A 25,577-nucleotide genomic window follows, 5' to 3' on the forward strand; every position below is an offset into this window, starting at 1 on the left:
CGCTCAGGCTGGATGCGCTGGCCTCAGCGCTCGACGATCTTCCCGGCCAGGCAAAACGTTTCGCCCGCTGGAAGGCGCGCAACGACGCAGGCCTTGCGCGAGACAAAGCGGCCCGCGACGCGGCGGCGGCAGGCGGCAAGCAGGGTCCGGTCCGGTTCAGGCGTTTTTCGCCGCTCCGGCGCGGGCGGCCGCCCGGCGGAAGATTGCCGCGTTTCGACCCGGATGCTCCGAAACGCAAAAACATCCGCGAGGTCGACGAGATTCTCGCCCACGCCAATGCGATGGCGTACTACGCGCTGGAGCCGCCGAGGCGGGATACGTCATGACGGCGGCCTTGCTGGATTGAAGAGCGAAGGAATTGCAGGCCGGCGCGGATTTTTTTCGCGGTCCGGCGGGGTCTGTGCTGTCAGGAAGTGGGGGCCGACCGAACGTAGTCATGATCTGCGACCTTGCTGGCCGGCAAGACCGCAATTTTCCCCAAGCGCCGGCCGTCTCGTCCTTGCAAGTCGTGTCAGCAACTGCGGATTCTGGAGACGACAAATGACACCGGTCACTGCCTATCTTGCCTCGCCGAAGGCGATGGACGACCTGCGCGACCTGAATGCCCGTTTCATCGAGAATTTCTTGACCAACGACGTGGCCTCGCACGACGCGCTGCTGCATGCCGAATTCATCGGCGTGCGAAGCGACGGCACCCGCATCGGCCGCGCTTCCTATCTGGAGCAATGGGCGACGGGTTTCGACCCGGACATCATCGTCTACTGGGACGTGCGCGATGAATTCATCACCCTCATCGGCAACGTCGCGCTCGTGCGCTCCACCAACAAGCATGTGTTCCGTCACGACGGTCGCGACGAGACCGGCATGACCACCTATACCGACACCTATCTCTACGAGGCCGGCGCCTGGAAGTGCATCCAGGCGCAGATCACGCCGATCGCCCCCGGCAAGGAGCCAGCCGACGAGACGATCGCCAGCGTCTACATCAAGGGCGTGCGCCAGTAGCGGCAGGCCCGGCGAAGGCCCGCCCGCGCCGTTCCTCGGAGATTTAGAACAACCCCTCGATCTGCCCCATCTCGTTGAGGAAAATCTTCTCCGAGGACGGCGCCTTGGGCAGGCCCGGCATGGTCATGATCTCGCCGCAGATCGCCACCACGAAGCCGGCGCCGGCCGCCAGCCGCACCTCGCGCACCGGCACGACATGGCCGGTCGGCGCGCCGCGCAGGTTCGGGTCGGTCGAGAACGAATATTGCGTCTTGGCCATGCAGACCGGCAGATTGCCGTAGCCGGCTTGCTCCCACTGGTGCAACTGGTCGCGCACCGACTTGTCGGCAATCGCCTCCGAGCCGCGATAGATACGCTTGACGATGGTGTCGATCTTGTCGAACAGCTTCATGTCGTCGCGATAGAGCGGCGCGAATTGCGAGGCGCCGCTTTCGGCAAGCTGCACCACCTTGTGCGCCAGTTCCTCGATGCCGGCCGATCCGTGCGCCCAGTGCTTGCACAGGATCGCCTCCTCGCCCATGGCCTCGACATATTCCCGCATCGCGGCGATCTCGGCTTCGGTGTCGGAATAGAAATGGTTGATGGCGACGACCGCCGGCACGCCGAACTGTTTTACGTTCTCGATGTGGCGGCCGAGATTGGCGCAGCCCTTCTTCACCGCCTCGATATTCTCCTTGCCGAGGTCTTCCTTCTTGACGCCGCCATTCATCTTCATGGCCCTCACGGTCGCCACGATGACCGCCGCGGCGGGCTTTAGCCCGGCCTTGCGGCATTTGATGTCGAAGAATTTTTCCGCGCCGAGATCGGCGCCGAAACCGGCCTCGGTGACCACGTAATCGGCAAGCTTCAGCGCCGTCGTGGTGGCGACCACCGAGTTGCAGCCATGCGCGATGTTGGCGAAGGGGCCGCCATGCACGAAGGCCGGGTTGTTCTCCAGCGTCTGCACGAGGTTCGGCTGGATGGCGTCCTTCAACAGCACAGCCATCGCGCCGTCGGCCTTGAGGTCGCGGGCATAGACCGGCGTCTTGTCGCGGCGGTAGGCGACGATGATGTCGCCAAGGCGCTTTTCCAGGTCTTTCAAATCGTTGGCGAGGCAGAGGATCGCCATGACTTCCGAGGCCACGGTGATGTCGAAACCCGCCTCGCGCGGAAATCCGTTGGCGACGCCGCCCAGCGAGCAGATGATCTCGCGCAGCGCGCGGTCGTTCATGTCCATGACGCGGCGCCACACGACGCGGCGGATGTCGATGCCCTGCTCGTTGCCCCAGTAGATGTGGTTGTCGATGAGCGCCGAGAGAAGATTATGCGCTGTGGTAATGGCATGGAAGTCGCCGGTGAAGTGGAGGTTCATGTCCTCCATCGGCACGACCTGCGCGTAGCCGCCGCCGGCAGCACCGCCCTTGACGCCAAAATTCGGGCCGAGCGATGCCTCGCGGATACAGGTGATGGCGCGTTTGCCGATGCGGTTCAGGCCGTCGCCGAGGCCGACGGTCGTGGTCGTCTTGCCCTCGCCGGCGGGCGTCGGGTTGATGGCGGTGACCAGGATCAGCTTGCCGTCCTTGCCGCCGCGCTTGGAGGCGATGAACTCGGCCGAAATCTTCGCCTTGTCGTGGCCGTAGGGCAGGAGGTGCTCGGTCGGAATGCCGATCTTGGCGCCGATTTCCATGATCGGCTTTTTCCTGGCGGCGCGCGCGATCTCAATGTCGGATTTGAACTCGGCCATAAGACTCCCCGGAATTCGGTTCAGATGATTTTCGCGGCGGACAGTCCGCGTCTCTCCGGCGCGCATAGAAGCCCGACCGCAGGATTTCGCGCCGTCTCAAAACAGCCGCCCGATGCACGGATTGCGACAGGACGAGCAGAGCGAAGCAAGAGCTTGCTTATCTCTTCAGCAGTTTGTCGTATTCGCCATGGCTGCCGATCCAGAACCAGATCACATCCTCTCCATCGGCAACGCCAAGCGCACGGTAGTGAAGGCCAACACGCACGGCCCAGTAAGGACCAACTCGCTTGAAATGCAGCGACGGGTGTCGAGGATCGCGTTTCAGCAGTTTGAAATTACGATCGGCAAGCGATCTGACATGAGATGGCAGTAGGTCATACGCGGTCCAGAATTCTGGTTCCGCGTAATGGATCAAAGCAGTCGCGTCCGTTTTGAGCGATGAGCCGCCAATGCCTTTTCACCCAGCACATCGAGCCGCCCGGAAAGGGCATCGGCCTCGATCTGTGCATCCCAATTCGCGGCATCGAATTCGGCAAACCACTCCCGGAACCGCGCCAGTTCGTCGGCGTCGAGACCTTCCACATCCTTCTCGATCTTCTCAAGTTTTGTCATGGGGCGGGTTCCCAATCGCGACCTTCACTGCGCCAGCACATTGCTGATCTCCACCATGTTGGAACGCACGCGCAGCACATAAAATCCCATCGTCGTCAGGTGCGTGGCGAAAATGCCGGTCTCGCTGCTGTTGGCGACCAGCCAGGGCTGGATTTTCAGCGCGGCGACGAACTGTGCGTCCATGGTCTGCCAGAGATTCGTCAGGTTGCGCTGCTTGATGACGTCCTCGAAGTCGGCTTCGGCAGCCTTCATCAGCCCGTAATAGGCATAGAGCTGGCCGTAGGCGAACCAGAAGCGGTCGTCGGCGCGCGGATCGAAGAAGCCGTAATTGTAATTCTCGGCCCGGTCCTTCAACAGGGCGGAGGTCGAGCCGATGTCGCTGGCGATGCGGTCGAGATAGATCTTCAGATTGTCGGCGCGTGCGTCGAACACCGTCTGGCACTTCTCCAGTCTGTCGTTGAAGGAACGCAGCTTGGCGATGGCATCGCGATAGTAGCTCGGCGTTGGCGTCTTCGGGCCGAAGGGCTGCAGGCCGAAATACCAGGTCTCCTCGTCGAACTGCATGTTGCCGCGGGCGTCCTGCAGGTCGGCGTCGATCTGCGATGTCGTGCGCACCCGGCCCAGATTGTCGGCGAGTTCGGTGGTGGTGCGGCGGACGGCCTGGTTGATGCCACGCTGGAACGACGCCTTGTTGTCCATGAACGGCGTATGGTCCCAGTCGATGCCGAACAGGCCGAGCTTGTAGAGGATCATCGACGAGATCCAGGCATTGTCGTTGACGTTGAACTGGATCAGGTCGGCGCTGACGTCGGCAATGGCCGAGCGCCCGCAGGTCCGTGCGGTATCGGTGCCGGAAGCCGCGTTCACTTGTTCGCCGGCCGAGATGTTGCGCTTTTCGAACGTATAGGCGTCGACATAGTTCGGGTTGAAGCCGTTCCACACCTGCGTGACGTAGATGAAGCGGCCGTAGAGCGCGATCAGCACGACGATCGCCGCGCCGAAGACCAGCTTCAGGATCCAGCCGCTGCGCATATACCAGCGGCCGAACCACATGAACGGCCACAGGATGATGCCGATGACGAAGCCGATGGCCTTGCCGATCATCTGGAAGATCCAGGTGAAGAAATTCACGATCGGATCGAGCATCCCGTCTTCACTCCCTCAAGGACTGCCGGGTTCGCCTGTTGCCGAGCCACTCCGGGATCAGTCCGTCAGTCCGTAGAGGCGCGTGCGCAACCCCACCTTGTCTTTCAGATATGAGGTTTTCAGCGTGTTCACAACATAGGCGCGGAAGCTTTCGCCCCAGCCCTCGTAGTCGCGATAAAAACCCTGCTTGTTGAAGACGTATCGGGCGACGAAGTCCCAAGGCACGAAATCCGAGATCAGCCGGTTGGTGAGCCAGGCATCCGGATGATCGGGCTTTGCCCGCACCACGAGGAAGCGGTGTTTCGGGAACACGTCATCGATTCTCAACTGCCCGAGCTGGGCGATTTCACGCTTGGCGGCATTGAGGAAAGGGAAAGTGCCTTCGCGGCCGATCAGCTCGGCATGGCCGTGGATCCAGGCCTGCAGCCAGACCTTGTCGGCCTTCGAGAAATCCGTGTCGGGATCCGTCTGGTGGATCAGCGAGGCGATCAACATCTCGGCGCGGTGTTCGAGATAGCCGGAGGTTTCTATCCACGAAGCACGCGGCAATTCAATGCGGCCGGTCGATGCGAGGAACGAAAAAACCTTGTCGGCGTCGCCGGTGGAGAGATAGCTCACCTGCCATGGCCGCGAGCGGCGGAAACCGGGGGCCGACGGGTCGCTGATCACCGTCGTCATGTCGGGATCGACGAAGATGTAGATGCCGCCGAAATGGCTGGTCCAGAAGGCGTTGTGTCGGAAGATCACCTGGTCGGGGACCAGTGCGTTCTCGCGGATGTCGCCGCAGACCTTCGCCAGCTCGACCATGCGGTTCAGCATCGAATCGTCGCGCCAGGCGTCGGGCTCCTGCTTCAGCCGGTCCACCAGTTTTCCGAGCTCGGCCGCCTTGCCGAGCACGTCCTCGGCCGACAAGACACGGAATTCCACCTGGTTGATGGAGAGCAGGTCCTCGATGTCCTCGACCTTGGCGACCGAATCCTCGATCTCGCCGTAGATCACGTCCTTGATGGTCAGCGCGTTGATGGCGCGCTGGTTTTTGGTCATGAATTCGTAGATGAGTTGCGAGGTGTTGGAGAAGGCCGTGTGCACCACCGGCAGGTCGACCTGCGCCGGGGTCAGGATGATGAAGCGGCGGTTGACCTCGTTGGGGTCGAGGTAGAGCGGGTCGCCGAGTTCATCGGCCACCTGGGGTGAAAAACCGGTGCGGTCGATCTCGAAGGAGGTGCGTTTAGTGGCCGGCAGGCCAAAAGCCTTCAGCGCCTTGTTGTAGCGCTCGACTAGATGCGGCTCTTCGACCGGCAGCAGGCGGCCGTAGATCAGTTCGTTGTCGCGGAGCAGGTCCATGGTGATCAACTAAGGGACACGGCCAAGGCCACACCAGCCCGCTGCGTTGCGCGTGCAAGTGCGTCGTCCAACGTGGCCAAGGGCAGCGCGAGGCGCTGCGCAAGCTCAAGATAGAGTGCGTCATAGATCGTCAACCGATAGAGATCGGCGAGTTCGATCGCAGCACCCATTCTCTCTACCCCTTCAAGGTCCCTGACGAGATTGAGCATCGAAAAACTCTGACTGGCTGCGGATCGCGCACGCTCGTCGATCCTGCCTTTCCGTACCGCCATCGTTAGGCCGTTCGCGAATTCAGCGGGAAAGTGGAATGGGATGTGGCCGCCGTCGTTGACCACACGGTCCAACACGGCGTCCGCCGCAGGCGACCATTCGTCCGGCAGTGTCCAAGCCATGGCCATGGAATTGTCGATGACGAAGCTCAATAGCGACGCCCCGCGTTGACCAGATCCTTGAGGCTTTCCGGCCCGGTGCGCGCCTGGGCGCGTATTGCGCGCAGCACCGCGGCCGCCTCCCGCGCCTTGCCTATGTCACGTCCCTTGGCAGGCACCAGCCGCGCCACCGGCTTCCCATTGCGCGTGATCTCTATCTCTTCGCCCGCCTGCACCAGATCGATGAGCGCACTCAGCCTGTTTTTCGCTTCAAACGTTCCAACCTGCCGCATCTGACTCTCCCGACTAAGCTAGCTTAGCTAGATATAGCGGATGGCGACCGTGTCTTCAATCATCAAACATTCCACAGCCCCTTCGCCTTCAATTCCTCCATCTCCTTCACCGCCCGCTCGCGCAACCTCGCGTCGCGGATCAGTTTGCTCACCGCCGCATCATCCGACTTATCTGAGTATCGGAATTCTGAATCGGCGTAGCGGTTGATCTCCTGCATGACCATATCCATCGAGAACGGCCCGCGCAGTTCCTCGATCATCGCCTTCTTCTCATCGTAGCCCTTGTGCATGAAGACTTCCGGCTTCTCGAACCAGTCGTCGGGCAGCTCGATGTCCATCGCCCGCATTTTTATCGCGTCGGTAACATTCTTGATGGCGCGGCCGGTGAAGCGGGGCTCGGCTTCCTTGATCATGTGCAGGTATTCGCCGACATCGGCCAAGGTCTTAGGCTCGCCGTTCTCTTTCATGAAATGCTCGAAGACCTTCATCAGCCCGTCTTCCTGCGGTTTTGCGTGCTCCTCATAGGCTTCGGTCACGGCGCGCTGGATTTCCTGGGCGGCGTAGAGCTGGTGGTCGCCCAGCGGGATCTTATGGTTCTTGCCGGCGAGCAGGACAAAGATGTCGATGTAGTCGTCCTTCGTCTGCGGCCCGTCCACCAGCCAGCGGGCGCCGGCGCGCTGGCGCAGCGCGTCGTCGACGTTTTCCGGATAGTTGGAGAACATGCCGAAGGAGCAATTGCCGCGCACCACAGTGCCGGCGCCGGCGAAGGCGTCCATCAGCACGCCAGTGATCTCCTGCTGGCCGGCCGATGCGCGGTCGTCGGAGCGTTTGGCCGCCACCTGGTCGATGTCGTCGATGGTGCCGAAGCCGATGGCGCGGGTGTCGAGCACGTTGGTGATGAACTGCCGGCAGTTCTGGCCGGACTTGCCCTGGTAGGAGGAGATCTGGTCGACGCCGAAATTCTCGTAGTGGAAGGGGTAACCCGCCACCTGCGCGTAGCCGTTGACCAGGCCGGCGATCATCTGGATCAGCGTCGTCTTGCCGGTGCCCGGCGCGCCGTCGCCGATGAAGGTGAACAGGAAGCCGCCGAGCTCGACGAACGGGTTCAGCTCGCGGTCGAAATCATAGGCCATCAGCATTTTTGCCAGCTTCACCGACTGGTATTTGGCGATATGGTTGCCGACGACCTCTTCCGGCTTCTTGAAGGTCATCACCAGCGGTTTTGTCTTGCGGCCCGGCGCGACATCGAAACCGTCGAGCGTGAAATCGTCGGAATCGATGCGGATATGCGCATCCTCGAAGGCGCCGAGCGCGCCGTCGAAGCGGCCCTTTCGCGACAACAACCCGTCGATGGTGACGCGGGCGAAGGCTTTTGCGCGCGTGGCGAGGTCGGCCTCGTCCTTGACGCCGGCAACAGCCTGGTCGAGGCCCGCGACCAGCGACTTCAACGCATCCTGCGGCGTGTCGAAGACGAAATGCGGCTCGGCCACGTCGTTCGGGGCTTCGCCGTCGCTGTCGATGAGTTGCCAGAGATAGGAGGCGAAGGAGAATGCGGAGACGTAAGCGCCCGCCGACAGAAGTTTTTTGAACTGCGCCGCATCGTCGCCTTCCAGCGGCGCACGGGCATTCCTCGCCTGAAGCGACTCAAGGTCGGTGCTCTTGGCGAAGACATCGGAGATTGCCAATGCTACAGCCAGTCCGCGCCGGGCGCGGAACAGCAGCGTGTGCTGGCCGATCGACATGAGCTGGTCGTCCGGGCGGATGGCGGCGACCGTCTTTGCCAGCTCGACCTCGCGCGTGCGGCGCACCAAGCCGGTCGACACTGTCGAGACGAAGCGGCGGCCTGTGCCGGCGAGCGCCGTGCCCGACTGGCCGGTAGAATCTTCCAGCACGACGACGCGCGTGATCATCGACTGCGCAATGGCGCGGTGCTTTTCGATATCGGCTTCGGCGATCGTGGTCAGGCCGGCGTCCATCAAACTCTCCCCTCGACGGGCCGGCACTTGGTCGGCGCGGCCACGGCCTCAAACATCCGAGATCACCTGTCCCTTCGACAGGATATGCACCTTGTAGCCCGTGAAAATCTTCTGCGTTTCGCCGGCGGCGTAGAGCGCCTGGTAGGCCTCGTGCGGTACCAGCGCATGCTTTTCGTAGGACGATACTCCTTGGCGCGCGGCCTCCAGATCGTCGGTCTCGATGTGGAATTCCTGCGTCGTCTTCTCGCTCGACCACAGGCCCTTGCGGCCCGGTTTCTCCGCCTTGGAAAACACTTCCTGCAAAGTCCAGGTCAGCAGCCAGGCGTTTTCCGGCCGGCGCACCTTGGACAGCACCTCCGCCACCACCGAATTGTTCTCGGTGATGCCGGCCGAGTAGAAGGGGCCGAGCACCACGCGGCGAAGCTGTTTCGGGTGCAGCGTCTCGAAATCCTTGTCGAGATTGGTGGCAATCGTCACCGGCGACAGGGTGTAGGACGAATTCTTCTCGGTGAAATCGTCGAAGCGATGCGCCAGTTCGGGATTGAGCAAACCATCGACGGGCAGGGGAATTTCGACTTTTTCGTTCAGCTTGCCGTTTTCGGCGACCAGTTGCTGGACCATTGCCGGCGATGAATCCTCGATCGTCGCCATGTAGATCAGCGGCAGGTTGGCGCTGCCGTCGAACGACGCCCAGTGCACGAGATAATACGGCCGGAAGGTTTTGGGGTTGACCGCTACCTTCACGGTCTGCGCCAGGTTGAACGGGCTGAACACCGCGCCCGCGCCGACATCCTGCAGATAGAGCCGCTCGGCCAGCGAGCGCTGAAGGGCTTCGGGAAATTCCTTGTGGCGCAGGATGAAGTCGGCCATCTCGTTGCGCAGTTCGCCTGCTTCGGGAATGGCGGCCAGCCGCTTATCGGCGGTGCGGCGGTCGTTCTCCAGTTCCAGCAGGTTCTGGAACACCGGAAAGCCGCTCTCGGCGCGCGAGATGCGGAATTTTTCCATGAAACCCAGCCGGTTCTTCCAGCAGGCAAAGGAAATCTCCAGCCGGGCGATATAGTCAGCGACCACCTTGGCGACGATGCCGTGCCGATAGAGCGGCGAGGAATCGTCGCGCATGAAGATGCCAAGCCCATCCAGCGCGGCGGAGATGGCGCTGAAATAGCGGATGGCGGGGTCGTCGGCGGAGGTGGTCATGGCGCCTTATCCACCCCCTTGCGGGGGCCCGAAGGGCGGGCGAGACCCGTGGCTCGCCCCGGCAAGTCGATCCGCGAAGCGGATCGGGGGGGGGGTATTTCAGACAGCGGAATTTTCAAACCCCTCTCGCCAATCTCGCTGCGCTCGCATGGCTCGCCGACCCTCCCCACAAGGGGGAGGGGTAAGACCTTCACGACTGCACATAGTCCGAGGCGTTGTGCTTCCTCAGCACCTCCTCGAAACGCCGGGCAAAGGCGTCGTCGGCGAGCTTCTTGCGGCGCTGGATGTCGGCGGTAGCCACCATGTTCTTCTCGTGCATTTCGAGCAGGTCGCCGATGTGTTTTTGCGCCGCGGCGCCGATGCCAGCCATGGTCTCTTCCGCCGTGTTGTCGACCTGGCTGCCCAGCGTGTTGATCTTGTGCGCCACTTCCTGCTGCGCGGCGGTCTTCAGAGAATCCTCCAGCGCCTTGTAGAGGACGATGCGCTGCTCGGTGTCGATCGTCAGCTTGTTGATCAGCGTGTTCTGCGCGGCGATCTGGTTGTTGAGCGAATCGACGAAGGTCTGGAACATCGAGGTGTAGCGCTCCAGCGTCTGGCTCTCGGCCAGCAGTTCCTGCTCCTTGGCCTGCTTCTCGTTGTATTCGGTGGCGAGTTTCGAGCGCTCGCCTTCGAGTTCGGTACGCTCCTTCTGGGTGGTGGAAGCGGCGATCCTGTTCTCGATGTCGAGCAGCAGCGGGTTCAGTTCCTCGATGCGCTTCTGCACGGCTTCGAGGTTGGTCATGGTGCCCTTGCGCCGCTCGATCACCGCGCCGAGGCTGGTCTCGGAGGTCTTGTAGCGCTCGGCTAGGACCTGCTTCTGGGCTTTCAATATGCCGACGATGGTGTCGGATTTCGACAGCAGTTCCTGGAGATTGCCGGCGAGCGACATGTTGCGGACGCGGTCGGTGCGCATGCGCTGCTTCGATTCGTCGGAGAAGATGCCGACAAAACTTTCCCAACCGGTGAAGCTTTTCATGTTCTCGAATTCGCTGCCGAACGCGTTGGTGGCGTCCTCCAGGCCGATGATCAGGTCGGCGATGTTGCTCTCCATCACCTTCTGCTGGTTGATCACGTCCTGGATGCGGGCGTTTTCGATGTCGAACTCGGCGGCGCCGATCTTCTGGTCGGTCGTGGCGATCTTGTCGAGCACGGTGCCCGACTGCTCGATCTTGGAGCGCATCTCCTGGACGACCTTCTGGGTCTTCGCAATCTCGGCATCGAAATTCTGCAAGGTCGCCATTCCAAATCTCCCGCTAACGGCCTCAGGTTGCAGCGAATATATGTGGGGCATACGGCGAATGAAAGACGCTTCCGCCGAGCGTTTTTCTTCGTCGAAATCCGGTGCCGGCAGTTTCACGCGGCGGTGGGCGGCGCGAATTGTCGCCTTTGGACAATCGCTTGGCGTGCATTGCGCCGTCGGGCGGCTTGAAACGGCGGAAGAATGGTGTTTGGCTTGTGAAACCGGGTGGAAGAAAAATCGTAACTCCGCCTAGCCGACAGAATCACAATGGGAGAAATTTCATGTCGCGTATCAAATCATTCGCCGCCGGCCTCGGTCTGGCGGCATTTCTTTCCGCGGGCACGGCATTCGCCGGCGATGCGGAGAGCTGCAAGAAGGTCCGCCTTTCCGACGTCGGCTGGACGGATATCCAGGCGACCACGGGCGTCGCGTCCGTGCTGCTGACGGCGCTCGGCTATGAGCCGGAAGTCATCCAGCTTTCCGTGCCGGTCACCTACGCCTCGTTGAAGAACAACGACCTCGACGTTTTTCTCGGCAACTGGATGCCGTCAATGACCGCCGACATCAAGGACTACACCGCCGAAGGCTCGGTCGAGACGATCGGCGTGAACCTCGAGGGCGCCGGCTACGGCATCGTCGTGCCGTCCTACGTCGCCGCGGGTGGCGTCAACACGCTGACCGACCTTGGCAAGTTCAAGGACAAGTTCGGCGCCAAGATCTACGGCATCGAGGCCGGCAATGACGGCAACCGCATCATCCTCGACATGATCTCCAAGCCGGAGAACAATCTCGAAGGTTTCGAACTGGTCGAATCCTCGGAAGCCGGCATGCTCACCCAGGCCGAGCAGTCGATCAAGGGCAATGAATGGATCGCCTTCCTCGGCTGGACGCCGCATCCGGTGATGGGCGCCATGAACCTCACCTATCTCGACGGCATGGGTGATTCCGGCTTCGGCGCCGCCACCGTCAGCACCAATGTGCGCAAGGGTTATGTTGCCGAATGCCCGAATGTCGGAAAATTCATCGGCAATCTGAAGTTCAACCTCGACATGGAAGGCGTGATGATGGACGCCATCCTGAAGGGCAGCGATGCAAACTCGGCCGCCACGGAGTGGCTGAAGGCGAATTCGGATGCGGCCACGCCGTGGCTCGCCGGCGTCACCACCTTCGACGGCGGCGATGCGGCGGCGGCCGTGCAGAAGGCGCTTGGCGGCTGACCGGTTGCTCGTGGCGATAAACGAATGATCAAAGGGCAGCCGCCGCAAGGGGGCTGCCCTTTTTAGACGGCTATGACATGATCGGCTGCGGTCGCGGGGCGGGAGGCCGAGAACAAGAGGGGGTGAAATGGATCCGATCTCGAAATTGCTGGCGGCCTACAAGATCCCGATCGGCGCCTGGGGCAAGGCGTTCTTCACCTTCCTGACCGACCATTTCAACGCATTCTTTCGCGGCCTGTCCGGCGGCCTGAACTTTCTGCTCGACGGCATCGTCGACGGTCTGCTTCTCCTGCCCCCTGTGCTGCTGGCGGTTCTGATCGCGGCACTCGCCTGGTATCTGCAACGCTCGCGCAATCTCGCCATCGGCGTACTGCTCGGGCTGCTGTTCATCATCAACCAGGGACTTTGGAAACAGACCGTCGAGACGCTGGTGCTCGTCGCCGCCGCTGCCGCCGCCTCAATGGCGATCGGCGTGCCGCTGGGCATCTGGGCGGCGCACAAGCCAAAAGTCTATCGCATCATGCTGCCTATCCTCGACCTGATGCAGACGCTGCCGACCTTCGTCTACCTGATTCCGGTGCTCACCCTGTTCGGACTCGGCAACGCGCCCGGCCTGATCGTTACCATCATCTTCGTCATCCCGACAGCGGTGCGGCTCACCCATCTCGGCATGACCAGCATACCAAAGGCGATCGTGGAAGCTGGTGAATCGTTTGGAGCGACGAAGCAGCAACTGTTATGGAAGGTCGAATTGCCGGCGGCGCTGCCGACGATCATGGCGGGGCTGACGCAATGTATCATGCTGTCGCTGTCGATGGTGGTGTTCGCGGCCCTCATCGGCGCCGGCGGGCTGGGCACCGAGATCAACCGGGCGCTGGGTTCGCGCAAGATCGACCTCGGGCTTGAGGCCGGCCTAGCGATCGTGGTGCTCGCCATCGTGCTCGACCGGATGACGCGCATCGGCGTGGGAGGCAAGAAATGAACGTCGCCGTCGATTTCAAGAACGTCGACATCGTCTTCGGCTCCGACACCGCCGGCTCGCTGGCGCTGATCGACAAGGGCGCGACGCGTGCCGAAATCCTGGAGCAGACCGGCAATGTGCTGGGCTGCGCCGGGGCCAACCTCACCGTCAACGAGGGCGAGATTTCCGTCCTCATGGGCCTGTCGGGCTCGGGAAAGTCGACGCTGCTGCGCGCCGTCAACGGGCTCAACATCGTCTCGCGCGGCCAGGTGCTGGTCAAGGAAGGCGAGCGGCAGGTCGACGTCGTCTCCTGCGACGGGGCAACACTCAGGCGCCTGCGCCAGCACCAGGTGGCGATGGTGTTCCAGCAGTTCGGCCTGCTGCCGTGGCGGACGGTGGAAGAAAATGTCGGCTTCGGGCTGGAGCTTTCCGGCGTGCCCGAGGCCGATCGCAAGGCGCGGGTCAGGAAGCAGCTCGAACTGGTGCATCTCGACCAGTGGGCGAAGAAATACGCGCATGAGCTTTCCGGCGGCATGCAGCAGCGTGTCGGATTGGCGCGCGCCTTCGCCACCGAGGCGCCGATCCTGCTCATGGACGAACCGTTCTCCGCCCTCGACCCGCTTATCCGCACGAAGCTCCAGGACGAGCTATTGCAGCTTCAAAAGACACTGAAGAAGACCATCATCTTCGTCAGCCACGACCTCGAGGAGGCGCTGAAGATCGGCAATACGATCACCATCATGGAGGGCGGGCGCATCGTCCAGTCTGGCGCGCCGGAAGACATCGTGTTGAAACCCGCCAACGCCTATGTGCGTGATTTCATTGCCAATGTGAACCCGCTGTCGGTGCTGACCGCGTGGAACGTCATGCGCGACCGGCGTGACCTCGAACCTGCCGGCGAGGGCTGGACCTGGCTCGACCGCCGCCGCACCACGCGTTTCAAGGTCGACGGCGACGGGTTGGTGGCTGCCGCCGAGCGCGAGGGTAAGCCCGTCGAATGGGTGTCTTGCGCCGATGTCGAGCAGCACCCGGAAGACGGCACGCAAGTGTTCTGGGCCACCCCCGGCACATCGCTGAAGACCGTCATGCTCGCCATGCACCGCTCGCAAACCGCGCCGGTGGCGCTGTTCGACGAGCAGTCGCGCTTCGTCGGCGCGATCGGCATCAGGGATGTGCTGAGCGCAGTGTTGCGGAGGTAATGTTTGGGCCTGCGTGACTGGACAAAGGCGTTCCGCAGACCGACGCCGGAAGTCCCGCGTCCTGAAGGTTATTACGCCTATACCAAGCAATTTGACGTAGCCGTCACCGCGGATCGGTTGGACGAAGTCAAAGGGCCGCTCAGTCCCGCTCGCAAAGCAGAGTACGATGAGGCGTGCAAGGTTGCGTGGGACGGTACTCTCGCGTGGAGGACGAGTATAGACATCATGGCGCTTGAAGCGTCAGGGCGCATCCAGCAGGCAAAAACCCGTGCTGAACTCGAAAATACCGTAGTTACGATTTTGATCGACCACTCAGGCTCAATGCGCGGTCAGAAAGTTTTGCTCAGCATCGTTGCCGTTCAGGTGGTGACCGACTTGCTTGCTCGGCTCGGTATCAAACTTGAGATCCTCGGCTTTACAACGATGTCCTGGCACGGCGGATTGTCGCGCAAGCTGTGGAAGAATTCTGGCAAGCCAGAAAAGCCAGGGCGTTTGTGTGATCTTCTGCATATCATCTACGAGTCGTTTGACGACCCGCCCCATACCGCGCATCGACTTCTGTTGAATATGCTGCGTTCGGATTTGCTCCGAGAAAATGTCGATGGCGAAGCGATCGAGTGGGCCTGTGGTCGGCTGATGGAGCGGACGGAATCCGACAGGATCATGATCATGTTGTCCGACGGCGCGCCGGTGGATGACTCGACGCTTGCGGTCAACGACGCAAACTTCCTGTTCGATCACTTGAAGCAGGTCGTGGAGGAGACCTCACGAAAAGTCCGTTTCGCGCAACTTTCCATAGGGCAGGGAACCTCGGCACTCTTCGAACGGCAGCGTTCAATCCTGACACCGGTGGATTTGGGAAGCTCGCTGGTGAGCCTGATCGAGGAAACAATTTTGGAGGGGCCGACGCAGAACTCGGCGGAAAAGCCGTGATGCCGGACTTCCTTTCCGCTGGCCCTGCCGACGCTTCAACTACGCTTCTCCTTGCCCACGGCGCCGGAGCGCCGATGGATTCGGCCTGGATGAACGCAATTGCCGAAAAGCTGGCCGAACAACAGGTCAGGACCGTCCGCTTCGAGTTCGGCTACATGGCGGCTCGGAGAGAGGGACAGCGAAAGCCGCCGCCGCGCGGCGAGACGCTGATGCCGGAATATGTTGCCGCTGTCGAGGGGCTGGGCGCGAAGGGAAAACTGTTCATCGGCGGCAAGTCGCTTGGCGGGCGCGTGGCAAGCATGGTTGCCGAAGGGCTGTTTCACGATGGAAAAATCGCCGGACTGGTATGCCTGGGCTATCCGTTCCATCCGCCGGGACAGTCGGATAAACTGCGCACCAAACATCTGGAATCCCTGGATGTTACGGCCCTGATCTGCCAGGGGACACGCGATCCGTTCGGCACCAGGGAAGAGGTCACCAAATACGGCCTCTCCCGGTCGATCGAGATGTTCTGGCTGGAGGATGGCGACCACGACTTCAAGCCGCGAAAACCCTATTCGCTGGACGGCCATCTCAGCCATGCCGCTGAAAAGATTGGCAAATGGGCGACCGAAACCTGACGGGGACCACCGGGTAATAGCCGGCATTTTTGCATAGCTTGTCTATGCCCGTTGTGCTGGTGGATGGACCGCGCGCACCGATTGTGGCAGGGTGGGAGAGTGGACATCGGAACTTCAACCGATGATGGACAGCCTTCCCGGATGATGACAAATCCTGCTTTTTTGGATGGAATTCCGGTGCGAATTCAAACGGTTGACAAGACTCGCACGGTCGATGCGGCCGGTCGGAGTGCTATCCCTGTAGGCGAGATCTACCCGCCGCTTATGGTCGGCGACGACAAGGTCATCACGCGGCCAAGGACGATCACAAAACCCAAGGTCGAGCGGCCGAAGCTGCACAAGGTCATCCTGATCAACGACGATTTCACGCCGCGCGAGTTTGTCGTGACGGTACTCAAAGGTGAATTCAGGCTGTCCGAGGACCAGGCCTATCGGGTGATGATCACGGCGCACCGGCGGGGCGTCTGCGTGGTTGCCGTGTTTCCGAAGGATGTCGCGGAGACCAAGGCGACGCGGGCGACGGATGCAGGAAAAGCAAAGGGTTATCCGCTGATGTTCACGACCGAGCCGGAGGAGTGACGAGCGGTCGGCAAAGCCGATCGGTCGACAACGATTTGTCGATCGAAGCGACGAACGGTGACATGCCGGTTCGCCCATCGAGCGAATTGAAAGGTCCAGTGGACCTTTCAAAGGCATGGAACGCCCGAAGGGCGGGGAGCGATAGCGAAGGGCGGCGGCTACTCTTTCGCTCCTCCGCTGATGATGTTCGACGTCAACCCGTTGCGATAATCCTCGCGGACGGGCGAAAAAGCGTCCAGGATTCGGCAGTCGGTGAGCGCGCGGCCGGAGTGGCGGGCATTTGAGGGGATAGCCGCGACCTGTCCCCGCGAGAGCCGCTCGGTGCTGCTGCCGACGGTCAGTTGGAACTCGCCGTCCAGCATGTGCACGACCTGCTCGTGGACATGGCTGTGCTCCGGCAGGAGCGCGCCGGCGGAGATCTCCCACAGCACAAAACTCATTGAATCCGAATGCATAACCTTGCCGACGAAGCCGGGAATGGGCCTCTGCGCGGCGATCTTGTCCCAGTCCTTCATAGCGATGCCCTCGGTGTCCGGCGTTTCGCGGCACCATAGTAGAGTCGGTGGCCGGGATGCAAAGACAGTCCAACGTTGGACGGCAAAGTAGGTCGGAGCACTGCCGCGATGATCCCAACCGGCAAGCTACGCTTGCCGACCTCCCCTCAACGGGAGGCAGAGTCAGCGCCCCTCCCGGTACCACATGCTGCCCAGCGCCAAGAGCAGGACGGCCAAGCCGAAGAAGCCGCCGAAGGTCGGCAGGCGCGAGACGGATTTCAGCACGCTATCGTTGGTGGTGCGCAGGCCGATCCAGTCGCGGCCGCCGGCGTTGGCGGCGCCGCGCACCGGGACGATCGAGGGCAGCGTCATTCCGGCGCTGCTGATTAGCCGGCGGACGCTGCCGCCCGTGGCCTCGGCCGCCGGGCGCAGGATGTTCTCGGTCGACACGGTGTCGGAGAATTCCGGGGCATTGACCGGGCCGATATGGGCGAGTGCGGAAAGGTTGCCGTTGCCGATCTGGTAGAGACCGATCTCGCTGGTCTCGACACTGCCTAGGAACAGGCCTGGCTCCGATTGCGTGAGGGGCACGCTCAGCGCCTTGCCGGACGGCGTGATCACCTGCGCCGGGCCGGGGTCGTCACTCATGGTCTGGCGTCTGACGTCGAGCACCATGCCACGGCCGTCGGCGGTCAGGCGCTCCTCTTCCAGTTCCGGTTCCTTCATCAACCAATGGGCGATGCGGCGGTAGAGCGCGACATGCGGGCCGCCTCCCTCGAAGCCGCGCGCCCACAGCCAGCCCTGGTCGGAGAGGAACATGCCGACGCGGCCTTCGCCCTTACGGTTGAGCAGCAGCAGCGGACGGTCGTCAGGCCCCTTCATGACCACTTCGCCCTCGGGCTGCTCGACGCCGATCATGCGGAACCAGCGGCTCCAGTGCGGCGGCTCGAAATCGGAACCTTCGAGGCCACGCGTCACCGGGTGGCGTTTGCCGGTCTCGGTGAGGCGCGGGTAAAACCCTTCCTCGACCACGTCACCGGTCGGCAGCGCCGGCAGCGCCGACATCAGCGGCGTGCGGGCGATGGAGGCGTCGCCGGCATATTCCGGCCCGGCGGCGATCAGCAGCGCGCCGCCTTTTTCCACATATTCGGCGATGTAGTCGTAATAGAGGATCGGCAGCACGTCGCGGTGCTGGTAGCGGTCGAAGATGATCAGGTCGAAATCGTTTATTTTCTCCACAAAGAGTTCTCTTGTGGGGAAGGCGATCAGCGACAGTTCGTTGATCGGCGTGCCGTCCTGTTTTTCCGGCGGGCGCAGGATGGTGAAATGCACGAGATCGACCGAGGCATCGGACTTCAGCAAATTGCGCCAGGTGCGCTCGCCGGCATGCGGCTCGCCCGAGACCAGCAGAACGCGCAGGTTCTCGCGGATGCCGTCGAGCAGTGCGATGGCGCGGTTGTTGGCGCTGGTGATCTCGCCGGGAACCGGGTCTATCGCCAGTTCGACGATGTTGCGGCCGGCGGTCGGTATCGTCACCTGTAGCTGCATTTCCTGGCCGATCACGGCGCGCTCGACCGATATCTGCTGGCCGTTGACGGAGACGCGGACATTGACCATGCCGCGCTCGCCGCCATTGGCGATGACCCGGTAGGTCATGTCCATCGGCTTGCCGACGATACCGAAGCGCGGCGCGTTCTCGAAACGTATGCGGCGGTCAATCTCGTCGGCATTGCCGGTGATCAGCGCGTGCAGCGGCGCGCTGCCGGCCGTCGTGGCCGGCACGTCGTGGACCTGGCCGTCGGTGATCATCACGGCGCCGGCGATGCGCGAGGGTGGTACATCACGGAAAGCGCTCTCCAGCGCGCCGAACAGGCGGGTCGAAGTGCGGTCGTCGGCGGCGCTGGCCTTGCCGGCCTCGATAACGCGCACGTCGAACTGGCGGAAGCGGGCCAGCCGTTCCTGCAGGCCGGCCAGCGCCTGGTCGGTTTCGGCGGTGCGGTCCCCGATGTCCTGACTCTGGCTGCGGTCCACGATCAGGGCGACGACGCTCTTCAGCGGCTCGCGTTCCTCGTTGAGGAAGACCGGATTGAACAGTGCGGCGGCCAAGGCGGCAAGGGCCGCCAGGCGGAACAGCGCGCCGCGCTGGCGGAACCACAGGCCGGCCAGCGCCAGCAGCGCGACCGGGATGAGGATGGCCGTCAGCCAGGGCCAGGAGAGCAGGGGTTCGAAGGCGACCGACCAGTTCATGGGGTGGCCTTCCTTCGGCTGGAGTTACGCTCCTTCGCACCCCCCACTGTCCTGCCGGACATCTCCCCCGCAAGGGGGCAGATTGGCAGCTTCGCGCTCGCCGCCCATCCTGCACCGTTGGCGATTGGCGAAACCAAAGCGGGCGGCGCAATCTCCCCCCTTGAGGGGGAGATGTCCGGCAGGACAGAGGGGGGTGTGACGGAGTGCAGAGCGAAATGCATCACTGCCCCAGCCGCTCCAGCAGGTCGGGCACGTGGACCTGGTCGGACTTGTAGTTGCCGGTCAGCATATACATGACGATGTTGACGCCGGCGCGCAGCGCGTAGACGCGCTGCATCGGGTCCGAGGGGACGGTCGGCAGCATAGGGTCGCCGTTCTCGTCCATCGCCCAGGCGCCGGCGAAGTCGTTGGAGGTGATCATGATCGGGGTGACGCCGTCGCCGGTGCGCACCGGCCGGTTGTCGGTGTTGCTGGCCTCCAGAGAGGCTTCCACCCAGAGCGGGCTGCCGCTGTAGCGGCCGGGGAAGTCCTGAAGGATGTAGAAGGATTTGGTCAGTACGTGGTCTTCCGGCACGGGCTCCAGCGGCGGCACGTTGAGACTGCCCAGAATGTCGCGCAGGCGCTGGGTGGCCGGGCTCGTCGAGGCGTCGAGTGTCACCGCATACTGGTCGCGCGTGTCGAACAGCACCGTGCCGCCTTCCTTCATGTATTCGTCGATGCGGGCGATCGCCGCCTGCGACGGCATCGGCGCGCCGGGGTCCACCGGCCAGTAGATGATGGGGTAGAAAGCGAGTTCATCGCGGTCGAGGTTGACGCCCACCGGTTCGCCTGGCTCCAGCGCCGTCTTGTCCCTCAGGAATTGTCCAAGTCCATGCAGGCCGGCGCGGCTGATCGCGTCGACGCTCGAATTGCCTGTGATGACAAAAGCCAGCCGGGTGGTGGCGATCGCCTCGATGGCCTCGGCGTCGCCAGGTTTCGAATCGTTGGCGAGGACGGGCGAGGGCGCAGACATCAGGGCGGAGAAGGCGACCAGCGCAAGGGCCATCGTCACCGCGCGCCCGGCCGCGTTGACCGGGCGGCGGCGCCACCGCTGGAAGACGCCGCCGAGCCACAGCACGATCAGGCTGTCGATGGCCAGGAACGCCAGGGCGGCGATCATCAGCGGTCCTTTCAGGTCGCGCGATTCATCCAGCGCATAACGCTCGTTTACCACAGGTACGGTCATTTCCGGGCGAACAATCGGCGCGAAGGCCGCATCGGCCGGCAGCAGGTTGTGGGCGAGCACGCCTTCCTCGCTGCCGTAGAGGCCGGGAGGGTTGTCGATGGTCACCGGCACAGGTCCTTTGCCGGTCTGCAGTGAGCGGGCATCGGGGTCGGGCGGCACGATCTGGCCGTCGGCGGCGATCATGCGGTAGGGCGCCAGCGAGGCGGCGGCCTGGTTCTCGGCGGCGGCGCCCACGCCCTGGTTGCGCGAAAGCTGCACGATGCGGCGCAGCATCTCGACGAAGGTTCCCGAGATCGGCAGGTTCGACCATGTCGCCAGCGGCGTGATGTGGAACAGCACGACCATGCCCTTGCCGCGCCGGTCGGCGGTCACCAGCGGCGTGCCGTCGGCAAGCGTGGCCCAGGTGCGGTCGACAAGGTCGGGCGTCGGCTCCGCCAGGATCTGCCGGGTGACGGTGACCTCGGCCGGCGGCGGCAGGTCGGAAAAGGGACCGTTGGCGGGGAATTCAGTGACCGCCTGCGGCTCCGTCCACGACAGCGAGCCGCCGAGCAGGCGCTCGCCGAGGCGCAGCTTCACCGGCAGCAAGTCCTCGTCGTTTCCAGACGACAGCATGCGCGAACTGGCGAAACGCAACAGCGTCCCGCCATTGTCCATCCATTCGATGAGCGGCGCGCGCACGGTCTCGGGGATGGTGCCGACGTCGCCCATGACGATGACCGCCGGCTTCTGCTCCAGCAGTTGCGGAATGGCCTCGGTCAGGTCAGGGCTCGCTGGCTCGATCAGGTCGGCATAGGGTTCCAGCGCGCGGCGGATGTAATAGAGCGGCGAGAGCAACTGCCGCGTCTCGTCCGCCGGGGTCTGCGACAGCAGGCCGACACGCCGGCGCTTGTCGGTCTCGTCCAGCACGCGCACGGCCGCGGCATTGCCCTGGCCGTCCAGCGCGATCGAGGCAAAATCGTTGCGCAGTTCGAACGGCACGACGATCTCGCCGGTCGCAGTCGTCTCGCCGGGGCGGAAGGTGACGGCGGCATCGCCGATGCGACGGCCCTTCTCGTCGAAGGCGCCGGCCGTCATGAGGCGCGGCACGGGGCCGGCCGGCGCGCGGACGGCTGATATGACGAAACGGTCGACGACGTTGTTGGCGGCCGAGAGCCCGACCATGTCGAGGCTGTCGGGCGCGGCCCAGACGACATTGGCGGGGTTTTGGGCGAGCAGCGTATCGAAGGCGGCCTGGTCCTGGGCCTGCGCCAGCCCGTCGGTCAGGAAGGCGAGCGTCGCGCCGGGCAGCGGCTTCAGTGCGTTGGCGACGGCGACGAAGACGTTGGCGCGGTCCGGCGGAATGGGGCGCGGCTTGACGGCGTTCAACCTGTCGCGCGCCTCGCCGGCGCTGTAGGGGCCAATCGCCTCGTTGGGTTTCTCGGCGGTGAAGGCAAGGATGATCGGTATCTCGTTGCGTTCGGCGTCGGCGATCAGCCGGCGGGCGGTTGCGACGCGCATGCCCCAGCCGGCGGCGCTGGCCCAGCCATTGTCGATGACCAACGCCAGCGCGGAGCCACCAGTGGGAACGCGTTCGCGCGGATTCCATATCGGCTCGGCCAGCGCCATGATCACGAAGCCGGCGAGCAACAGGCGCAGCAGCGTCAGCCACCAAGGACTCCGGTGCGGCGTGTCCTCGCGTTTCAGCACCTGCGCGAGGATGCGCAGCGGCGGGAACACTTCCGTCTGCGGGCGCGGCGGGGTGAGGCGCAGCAGCCACCAGATCACGGGAAGGGCAAGCAGCCCCCACAAGACGGCGGGGAAGCCGAAGGAGAGGGGAAGCCAGCTCATGGGCGGCCACCCGCGGCATATCCGCCTTCGTCCGACATCGCCATGTGAATGCGCACGAGCGCCTCGGAGGCGAGGCGGTCGGTGTGGTTGACGGTAAAGCTCCAGCCCAGGCGGCGGCACCAGGCGCCAAGCTCCTGGCGGCGGGCGAGGTAGAGGCGGCGGTAGTCGTCGCCGAGCAGTTCGGCGCGGCCGGCGGTCAGTTTTTCGCCCGTCTCGGGATCGGTGAACTCGGTGCGGCCGGCATAGGGAAAAGTTTCTTCCGCCGGATCGGCGACCTCGATCAGATGCGCGCGCACGCCGTGGCGGGCGAGCACGTCCAGCCATTCGCGGATCTCGTCGACCGGGTCGAGGAAATCACCGGCGATGACGATGTCGGAAAAGCGGCGGATCATCGAGAGGTCCGGCCGGGCGCTGAGCGCGGGCGCATGGCTGAGCAGCGTCGCGACACGCTCGGCGCCGTTGCGCGAAGTGATCGGATCGGTGAGGCCCGGCCAGGCGATGCGTTCGCCGCTGCGTGAGAGCAACTCTGCCAGTGCCAGGATGAGCACCAGCGCGCGCGATTCCTTCGAAACGCCGGCGGCCGAGGATTTGTAGAGCATCGACGGCGACGGGTCGGCCCACAGCCAGACAGTGTGGGCCGCCTCCCATTCGAGATCGCGGACATAGGTGTGGTCGTCGCGAGCCGAGCGGCGCCAGTCGATGCGGGCCATGGCCTCGCCTTCGACATAAGGCCGGAACTGCCAGAAATTCTCGCCTATGCCCTGCTTGCGGCGGCCATGCCAGCCGCCGATCACGGTGTTAACGACGCGGCGCGCCTCGACCAGCAGGTCGGGAACGAGCGATGCACGAAGCCTAGCGCGGGCAAGCGCGTCGCGGGGGGCGACCTGTGAAGACGCCTCGCCGATGCGCGCCATCAGAGCCCTTTCACCAGCCGCGCCACTGCGTCGCGCACCGTCATGCCTTCGGCACGCGCGGCGAAGGTGAGCGCCATGCGATGCTGCAGCACCGGCTCGGCCAGCGCCTTGACGTCGTCGACGGAGGGGGCGAGCCGGCCTTCGTAAAGCGCGCGGGCACGGGCGCAGAGCGTGAGCGCCTGGCTGGCGCGGGGGCCGGGGCCCCAGGCCACGTGCTTGTCGGTCTCGGCGTTGCCCTGGCCGGGGCGGGCAGAACGGACGAGCTTCAGGATCGTCTCGACGACGCTTTCCGGGACCGGCATGCGGCGCACCAGAAGCTGGATCTGCTTCAGCCGCTCGGGCGTCAGCACGTTCGTGGCCTTCGCCTCGTCGATGCCGGTGGTTTCCAGCAGGATGCGGCGCTCGGCCTCCAGTTCGGGATAGAGGATGTCGATCTGCATCAGGAAGCGGTCGAGCTGGGCTTCCGGCAGCGGATAGGTGCCTTCCTGTTCCAGCGGGTTCTGCGTGGCGAGCACATGGAAAGGGGCGGGCAGGTCGTGGCGGGCGCCGGCGACGGTGACGTGATATTCCTGCATGGATTGCAGCAGCGCCGACTGGGTGCGCGGCGAGGCGCGGTTGATCTCGTCGGCCATTAGCAATTGCCCAAAGATCGGGCCGGAGATGAAGCGGAAGGAGCGCTTTCCATGGTCGTCCTGCTCCATCACCTCGGAGCCGAGGATGTCGGATGGCATCAGGTCGGGGGTGAACTGGATGCGGCGGGCGTCGAGGCCGAGCACCACACCCAGCGTCTCCACCAGTTTTGTCTTGGCAAGGCCCGGCACGCCGACGAGCAACGCATGACCGCCAGCCAGCAGCGCGACGAGCGCGCGTTCCACCACGCTTTCCTGGCCGAATATGACGCGCCCGACACCGTCCCTTACCCTGGAAATGTCGGCCAGAGCCGTTTCGGCTTCGGCGACCATTTCTTTCTCGCTGAGGGCAAGGTCCTTGATGATGGCGCTCATTCGGCCTCTATCCTTTCCCGGGAATACCGGTACGCGGCTGACGACTCGGGGTGTAGTGGAAACCCCAACATGCCAACTTAAATCAGCCCACCCGGCTGACAAGCGAGACAACAGTGACTATTTCGTGACCATGCACAGGGAACTGGACGATACGCCGCAGGGCCTCGGCAAGGCGGGCGACACGGCAGGATTGTCGGCGCTGATTTCGCGCGCGACCAGGGCAGGCAAGGGTTTGCCGCCGGTCGAGCGCTGGAACCCGCCCTTCTGCGGCGACCTCGACATGGAGATCCGCGCTGACGGAACCTGGTTCTATCTGGGCACGCCGATCGGCCGCATGCCTCTTGTGCAACTGTTCTCGACGGTGCTGCGCAAGGACGAGGACGGGAAGACCTATCTGGTCACGCCGGTGGAGAGGGTCGGCATCCGGGTGGTGGATGCGCCGTTCGTGGCGGTGGAGATGAACGTGTCGGGGCAGGGGAGTGAGCGGGTGGTCACCTTCCGCACCAATGTCGGCGACGTCGTCGAGGCCGGACCAAGCCATCCGCTGCGCTTTGTCGACGAGGACGAGACGGGCGGGCTGAAACCCTATGTTCTGGTGCGTGGCCGGCTGGAAGCGCTGGTGGCGCGGCCGGTGATGTACGAATTGGTCGAGTTCGGCGAGGAGATCGAGATTTCCGGCGTGCCGATGTTCGCGGTGCGCTCGCAGGGCGAAATCTATCCGATCATGCCGGCGGAAAAATTGAGGCGGCTCAGTGCCTGACCTGCTGCGCTCGACCGGATCCGTGCTTTATTCCACGGATGATTTCCGCCGCCGCGCGGCGCGCGAGGAGAATTTCCTGGCGCATCCGGAGGAGGACGGCGACCACCGCTTCAATCCGGGCCATCCGCGCCTCCACCACGCAAAAGGGCTGCGTTCGGCCGCAGTGTTGATCCCGGTCATAGACCATGGCGACCAGGCGACCGTGCTGCTCACCAAGCGCGCCGAGACCTTGCGCAATCATACGGGGCAAGTGGCCTTTCCCGGCGGGCGGATCGATCCGGAAGACAAGTCGCCGGAGCACGCCGCGCTGCGCGAGGCGGAGGAGGAGATCGGGCTTGCCGCCCGCCAGGTCGAGGTGCTCGGGCGCATGCCCGACTATGTGTCCGGCAGCGGCTACCGGATCGCGCCGGTGCTGTCGATCGTCAGGCCGGGCTTCGAACTGACGATCAACGAGGACGAGGTAGACGCTGCCTTCGAGGTGCCGCTGTCCTTCCTGATGGACCCCAAGAACCATACGCGCGACAGCCGCTTCTGGGGCGACCGGGAATGGTTCTACTACGACATGCCCTATGGTGGCCGGCGCATCTGGGGCGTTACCGCCGGCATCATCCGCACGCTCTACGAGAGGCTTTACGCGTAATGGTGGCGTATCGG

At 63.5% G+C, this 25,577-nt stretch carries 25 protein-coding genes and 1 pseudogene; 12 read left to right on the top strand and 14 right to left on the bottom strand.

The genetic code is table 11. The features are described 5' to 3' along the window. Both ACH196_RS25440 and ACH196_RS25445 read left to right on the top strand, forming a co-directional pair. Positions 1-326: pseudogene (locus tag ACH196_RS25440) on the top strand (hypothetical protein); the annotation flags it as partial. 214 nt (positions 327-540) lie between these two features. Further along, positions 541-1,005: a nuclear transport factor 2 family protein gene (locus ACH196_RS25445; RefSeq protein WP_396649723.1), complete on the top strand. Its 465-nt coding sequence runs from the start codon at positions 541-543 to the stop codon at positions 1,003-1,005. Between the two features lie 43 nt (positions 1,006-1,048). Here ACH196_RS25445 and ACH196_RS25450 read toward each other — a convergent pair whose 3' ends face one another. Then, the gene (locus ACH196_RS25450; protein ID WP_396649724.1) at positions 1,049-2,728 is read right to left on the bottom strand and encodes a formate--tetrahydrofolate ligase; all 1,680 of its coding nucleotides are present in this window, start codon (positions 2,726-2,728) and stop codon (positions 1,049-1,051) included. A gap of 121 nt (positions 2,729-2,849) precedes the next feature. Here ACH196_RS25450 and ACH196_RS25455 point away from each other — a divergent pair, with 121 nt between their 5' ends. After that, complete coding sequence (locus ACH196_RS25455) at positions 2,850-3,101, top strand: hypothetical protein (protein ID WP_396649725.1); 252 nt, start codon at positions 2,850-2,852, stop codon at positions 3,099-3,101. A 38-nt stretch (positions 3,102-3,139) separates the two neighbouring features. Here ACH196_RS25455 and ACH196_RS25460 read toward each other — a convergent pair whose 3' ends face one another. The 8 genes from ACH196_RS25460 to ACH196_RS25495 form a co-directional block, all read right to left on the bottom strand. Next, positions 3,140-3,340 (bottom strand): hypothetical protein, encoded by a 201-nt coding sequence (locus tag ACH196_RS25460; protein WP_396649726.1) that lies wholly within the window; start codon positions 3,338-3,340, stop codon positions 3,140-3,142. A 24-nt stretch (positions 3,341-3,364) separates the two neighbouring features. Continuing rightward, the gene (locus tag ACH196_RS25465; protein WP_396649727.1) at positions 3,365-4,486 is read right to left on the bottom strand and encodes a DUF2333 family protein; all 1,122 of its coding nucleotides are present in this window, start codon (positions 4,484-4,486) and stop codon (positions 3,365-3,367) included. A 57-nt stretch (positions 4,487-4,543) separates the two neighbouring features. Further along, complete coding sequence (locus ACH196_RS25470; RefSeq protein ID WP_396649728.1) at positions 4,544-5,830, bottom strand: DUF6638 family protein; 1,287 nt, start codon at positions 5,828-5,830, stop codon at positions 4,544-4,546. Between the two features lie 5 nt (positions 5,831-5,835). Continuing rightward, positions 5,836-6,252: a type II toxin-antitoxin system VapC family toxin gene (locus ACH196_RS25475; protein ID WP_396649729.1), complete on the bottom strand. Its 417-nt coding sequence runs from the start codon at positions 6,250-6,252 to the stop codon at positions 5,836-5,838. Next, positions 6,249-6,491: a type II toxin-antitoxin system Phd/YefM family antitoxin gene (locus tag ACH196_RS25480; RefSeq protein WP_396649730.1), complete on the bottom strand. Its 243-nt coding sequence runs from the start codon at positions 6,489-6,491 to the stop codon at positions 6,249-6,251. Before ACH196_RS25480 ends, ACH196_RS25475 begins: the two co-directional genes overlap by 4 nt. Positions 6,492-6,553: 62 nt before the next feature. Further along, a complete protein-coding gene (locus tag ACH196_RS25485; RefSeq protein ID WP_396649731.1) occupies positions 6,554-8,467 on the bottom strand; it encodes an AAA family ATPase in 1,914 nt (637 codons plus the stop codon). 48 nt (positions 8,468-8,515) lie between these two features. Beyond that, entirely contained in the window at positions 8,516-9,664 is a 1,149-nt protein-coding gene (locus ACH196_RS25490) for a hypothetical protein (protein ID WP_396649732.1), read from the bottom strand. A 190-nt stretch (positions 9,665-9,854) separates the two neighbouring features. Beyond that, positions 9,855-10,943 (bottom strand): hypothetical protein, encoded by a 1,089-nt coding sequence (locus ACH196_RS25495; RefSeq protein WP_396649733.1) that lies wholly within the window; start codon positions 10,941-10,943, stop codon positions 9,855-9,857. Between the two features lie 58 nt (positions 10,944-11,001). Here ACH196_RS25495 and ACH196_RS25500 point away from each other — a divergent pair, with 58 nt between their 5' ends. The 7 genes from ACH196_RS25500 (at position 11,002) to clpS (ending at position 16,452) form a co-directional block, all read left to right on the top strand. Then, the gene (locus tag ACH196_RS25500) at positions 11,002-11,196 is read left to right on the top strand and encodes a hypothetical protein (protein WP_396649734.1); all 195 of its coding nucleotides are present in this window, start codon (positions 11,002-11,004) and stop codon (positions 11,194-11,196) included. Positions 11,197-11,224: 28 nt separating this feature from the next. Next, positions 11,225-12,160: a choline ABC transporter substrate-binding protein gene (choX, locus tag ACH196_RS25505; protein ID WP_396649735.1), complete on the top strand. Its 936-nt coding sequence runs from the start codon at positions 11,225-11,227 to the stop codon at positions 12,158-12,160. A gap of 127 nt (positions 12,161-12,287) precedes the next feature. Next, on the top strand, positions 12,288-13,142 hold the full coding sequence (choW, locus tag ACH196_RS25510; RefSeq protein WP_396649736.1) for a choline ABC transporter permease subunit: 855 nt from the start codon (positions 12,288-12,290) through the stop codon (positions 13,140-13,142). Beyond that, a complete protein-coding gene (gene choV, locus ACH196_RS25515) occupies positions 13,139-14,320 on the top strand; it encodes a choline ABC transporter ATP-binding protein (RefSeq protein WP_396649737.1) in 1,182 nt (393 codons plus the stop codon). The genes choW and choV overlap by 4 nt, the downstream gene beginning before the upstream one ends. 3 nt (positions 14,321-14,323) lie before the next feature. Further along, on the top strand, positions 14,324-15,253 hold the full coding sequence (locus ACH196_RS25520; RefSeq protein WP_396649738.1) for a cobalamin biosynthesis protein CobT: 930 nt from the start codon (positions 14,324-14,326) through the stop codon (positions 15,251-15,253). Continuing rightward, a complete protein-coding gene (locus ACH196_RS25525; protein WP_396649739.1) occupies positions 15,250-15,873 on the top strand; it encodes an alpha/beta family hydrolase in 624 nt (207 codons plus the stop codon). Before ACH196_RS25520 ends, ACH196_RS25525 begins: the two co-directional genes overlap by 4 nt. A gap of 264 nt (positions 15,874-16,137) precedes the next feature. Then, a complete protein-coding gene (gene clpS / locus ACH196_RS25530) occupies positions 16,138-16,452 on the top strand; it encodes an ATP-dependent Clp protease adapter ClpS (RefSeq protein WP_396649794.1) in 315 nt (104 codons plus the stop codon). 158 nt (positions 16,453-16,610) lie between these two features. Here the strand turns inward: clpS and ACH196_RS25535 are convergent, their stop codons facing one another. The 5 genes from ACH196_RS25535 to ACH196_RS25555 all read right to left on the bottom strand — a co-directional run bounded on the left by ACH196_RS25535 (position 16,611) and on the right by ACH196_RS25555 (position 24,163). Further along, entirely contained in the window at positions 16,611-16,967 is a 357-nt protein-coding gene (locus tag ACH196_RS25535; RefSeq protein ID WP_396649740.1) for a cupin domain-containing protein, read from the bottom strand. Positions 16,968-17,129: 162 nt separating this feature from the next. After that, positions 17,130-19,193, bottom strand: a complete 2,064-nt coding sequence (locus ACH196_RS25540; protein WP_396649741.1) for a glutamine amidotransferase — start codon at positions 19,191-19,193, stop codon at positions 17,130-17,132. Positions 19,194-19,413: 220 nt separating this feature from the next. Further along, entirely contained in the window at positions 19,414-22,245 is a 2,832-nt protein-coding gene (locus ACH196_RS25545) for a DUF4159 domain-containing protein (RefSeq protein ID WP_396649742.1), read from the bottom strand. Further along, positions 22,242-23,159, bottom strand: a complete 918-nt coding sequence (locus ACH196_RS25550) for a DUF58 domain-containing protein (RefSeq protein ID WP_396649743.1) — start codon at positions 23,157-23,159, stop codon at positions 22,242-22,244. The genes ACH196_RS25545 and ACH196_RS25550 overlap by 4 nt, the downstream gene beginning before the upstream one ends. Further along, a complete protein-coding gene (locus tag ACH196_RS25555; RefSeq protein ID WP_396649744.1) occupies positions 23,159-24,163 on the bottom strand; it encodes an AAA family ATPase in 1,005 nt (334 codons plus the stop codon). Before ACH196_RS25555 ends, ACH196_RS25550 begins: the two co-directional genes overlap by 1 nt. A 130-nt stretch (positions 24,164-24,293) precedes the next feature. On the opposite strand from ACH196_RS25555, the gene ACH196_RS25560 reads away from it, so the two are divergent. After that, a complete protein-coding gene (locus ACH196_RS25560; RefSeq protein WP_396649795.1) occupies positions 24,294-24,923 on the top strand; it encodes a DUF1285 domain-containing protein in 630 nt (209 codons plus the stop codon). Then, entirely contained in the window at positions 24,916-25,563 is a 648-nt protein-coding gene (locus ACH196_RS25565) for a CoA pyrophosphatase (RefSeq protein WP_396649745.1), read from the top strand. Before ACH196_RS25560 ends, ACH196_RS25565 begins: the two co-directional genes overlap by 8 nt. Positions 25,564-25,577: the final 14 nt, after the last annotated feature.

The organism is Mesorhizobium sp. IMUNJ 23232 (assembly GCF_044326205.1).
Lineage (GTDB): Bacteria > Pseudomonadota > Alphaproteobacteria > Rhizobiales > Rhizobiaceae > Kumtagia.

Coding starts and splice junctions, on each gene's coding strand:
- ACH196_RS25445 (WP_396649723.1), top strand. CDS start 541: ATGACACCGGTCACTGCCTATCTTGCCTCGCCGAAGGCGATGGACGAC.
- ACH196_RS25450 (WP_396649724.1), bottom strand. CDS start 2,728: ATGGCCGAGTTCAAATCCGACATTGAGATCGCGCGCGCCGCCAGGAAA.
- ACH196_RS25460 (WP_396649726.1), bottom strand. CDS start 3,340: ATGACAAAACTTGAGAAGATCGAGAAGGATGTGGAAGGTCTCGACGCC.
- ACH196_RS25465 (WP_396649727.1), bottom strand. CDS start 4,486: ATGCTCGATCCGATCGTGAATTTCTTCACCTGGATCTTCCAGATGATC.
- ACH196_RS25470 (WP_396649728.1), bottom strand. CDS start 5,830: ATGGACCTGCTCCGCGACAACGAACTGATCTACGGCCGCCTGCTGCCG.
- ACH196_RS25480 (WP_396649730.1), bottom strand. CDS start 6,491: ATGCGGCAGGTTGGAACGTTTGAAGCGAAAAACAGGCTGAGTGCGCTC.
- ACH196_RS25485 (WP_396649731.1), bottom strand. CDS start 8,467: ATGGACGCCGGCCTGACCACGATCGCCGAAGCCGATATCGAAAAGCAC.
- ACH196_RS25490 (WP_396649732.1), bottom strand. CDS start 9,664: ATGACCACCTCCGCCGACGACCCCGCCATCCGCTATTTCAGCGCCATC.
- ACH196_RS25495 (WP_396649733.1), bottom strand. CDS start 10,943: ATGGCGACCTTGCAGAATTTCGATGCCGAGATTGCGAAGACCCAGAAG.
- ACH196_RS25500 (WP_396649734.1), top strand. CDS start 11,002: ATGAAAGACGCTTCCGCCGAGCGTTTTTCTTCGTCGAAATCCGGTGCC.
- choX (WP_396649735.1), top strand. CDS start 11,225: ATGTCGCGTATCAAATCATTCGCCGCCGGCCTCGGTCTGGCGGCATTT.
- choW (WP_396649736.1), top strand. CDS start 12,288: ATGGATCCGATCTCGAAATTGCTGGCGGCCTACAAGATCCCGATCGGC.
- choV (WP_396649737.1), top strand. CDS start 13,139: ATGAACGTCGCCGTCGATTTCAAGAACGTCGACATCGTCTTCGGCTCC.
- clpS (WP_396649794.1), top strand. CDS start 16,138: ATGGTCGGCGACGACAAGGTCATCACGCGGCCAAGGACGATCACAAAA.
- ACH196_RS25535 (WP_396649740.1), bottom strand. CDS start 16,967: ATGAAGGACTGGGACAAGATCGCCGCGCAGAGGCCCATTCCCGGCTTC.
- ACH196_RS25540 (WP_396649741.1), bottom strand. CDS start 19,193: ATGAACTGGTCGGTCGCCTTCGAACCCCTGCTCTCCTGGCCCTGGCTG.
- ACH196_RS25545 (WP_396649742.1), bottom strand. CDS start 22,245: ATGAGCTGGCTTCCCCTCTCCTTCGGCTTCCCCGCCGTCTTGTGGGGG.
- ACH196_RS25550 (WP_396649743.1), bottom strand. CDS start 23,159: ATGGCGCGCATCGGCGAGGCGTCTTCACAGGTCGCCCCCCGCGACGCG.
- ACH196_RS25555 (WP_396649744.1), bottom strand. CDS start 24,163: ATGAGCGCCATCATCAAGGACCTTGCCCTCAGCGAGAAAGAAATGGTC.
- ACH196_RS25560 (WP_396649795.1), top strand. CDS start 24,294: ATGCACAGGGAACTGGACGATACGCCGCAGGGCCTCGGCAAGGCGGGC.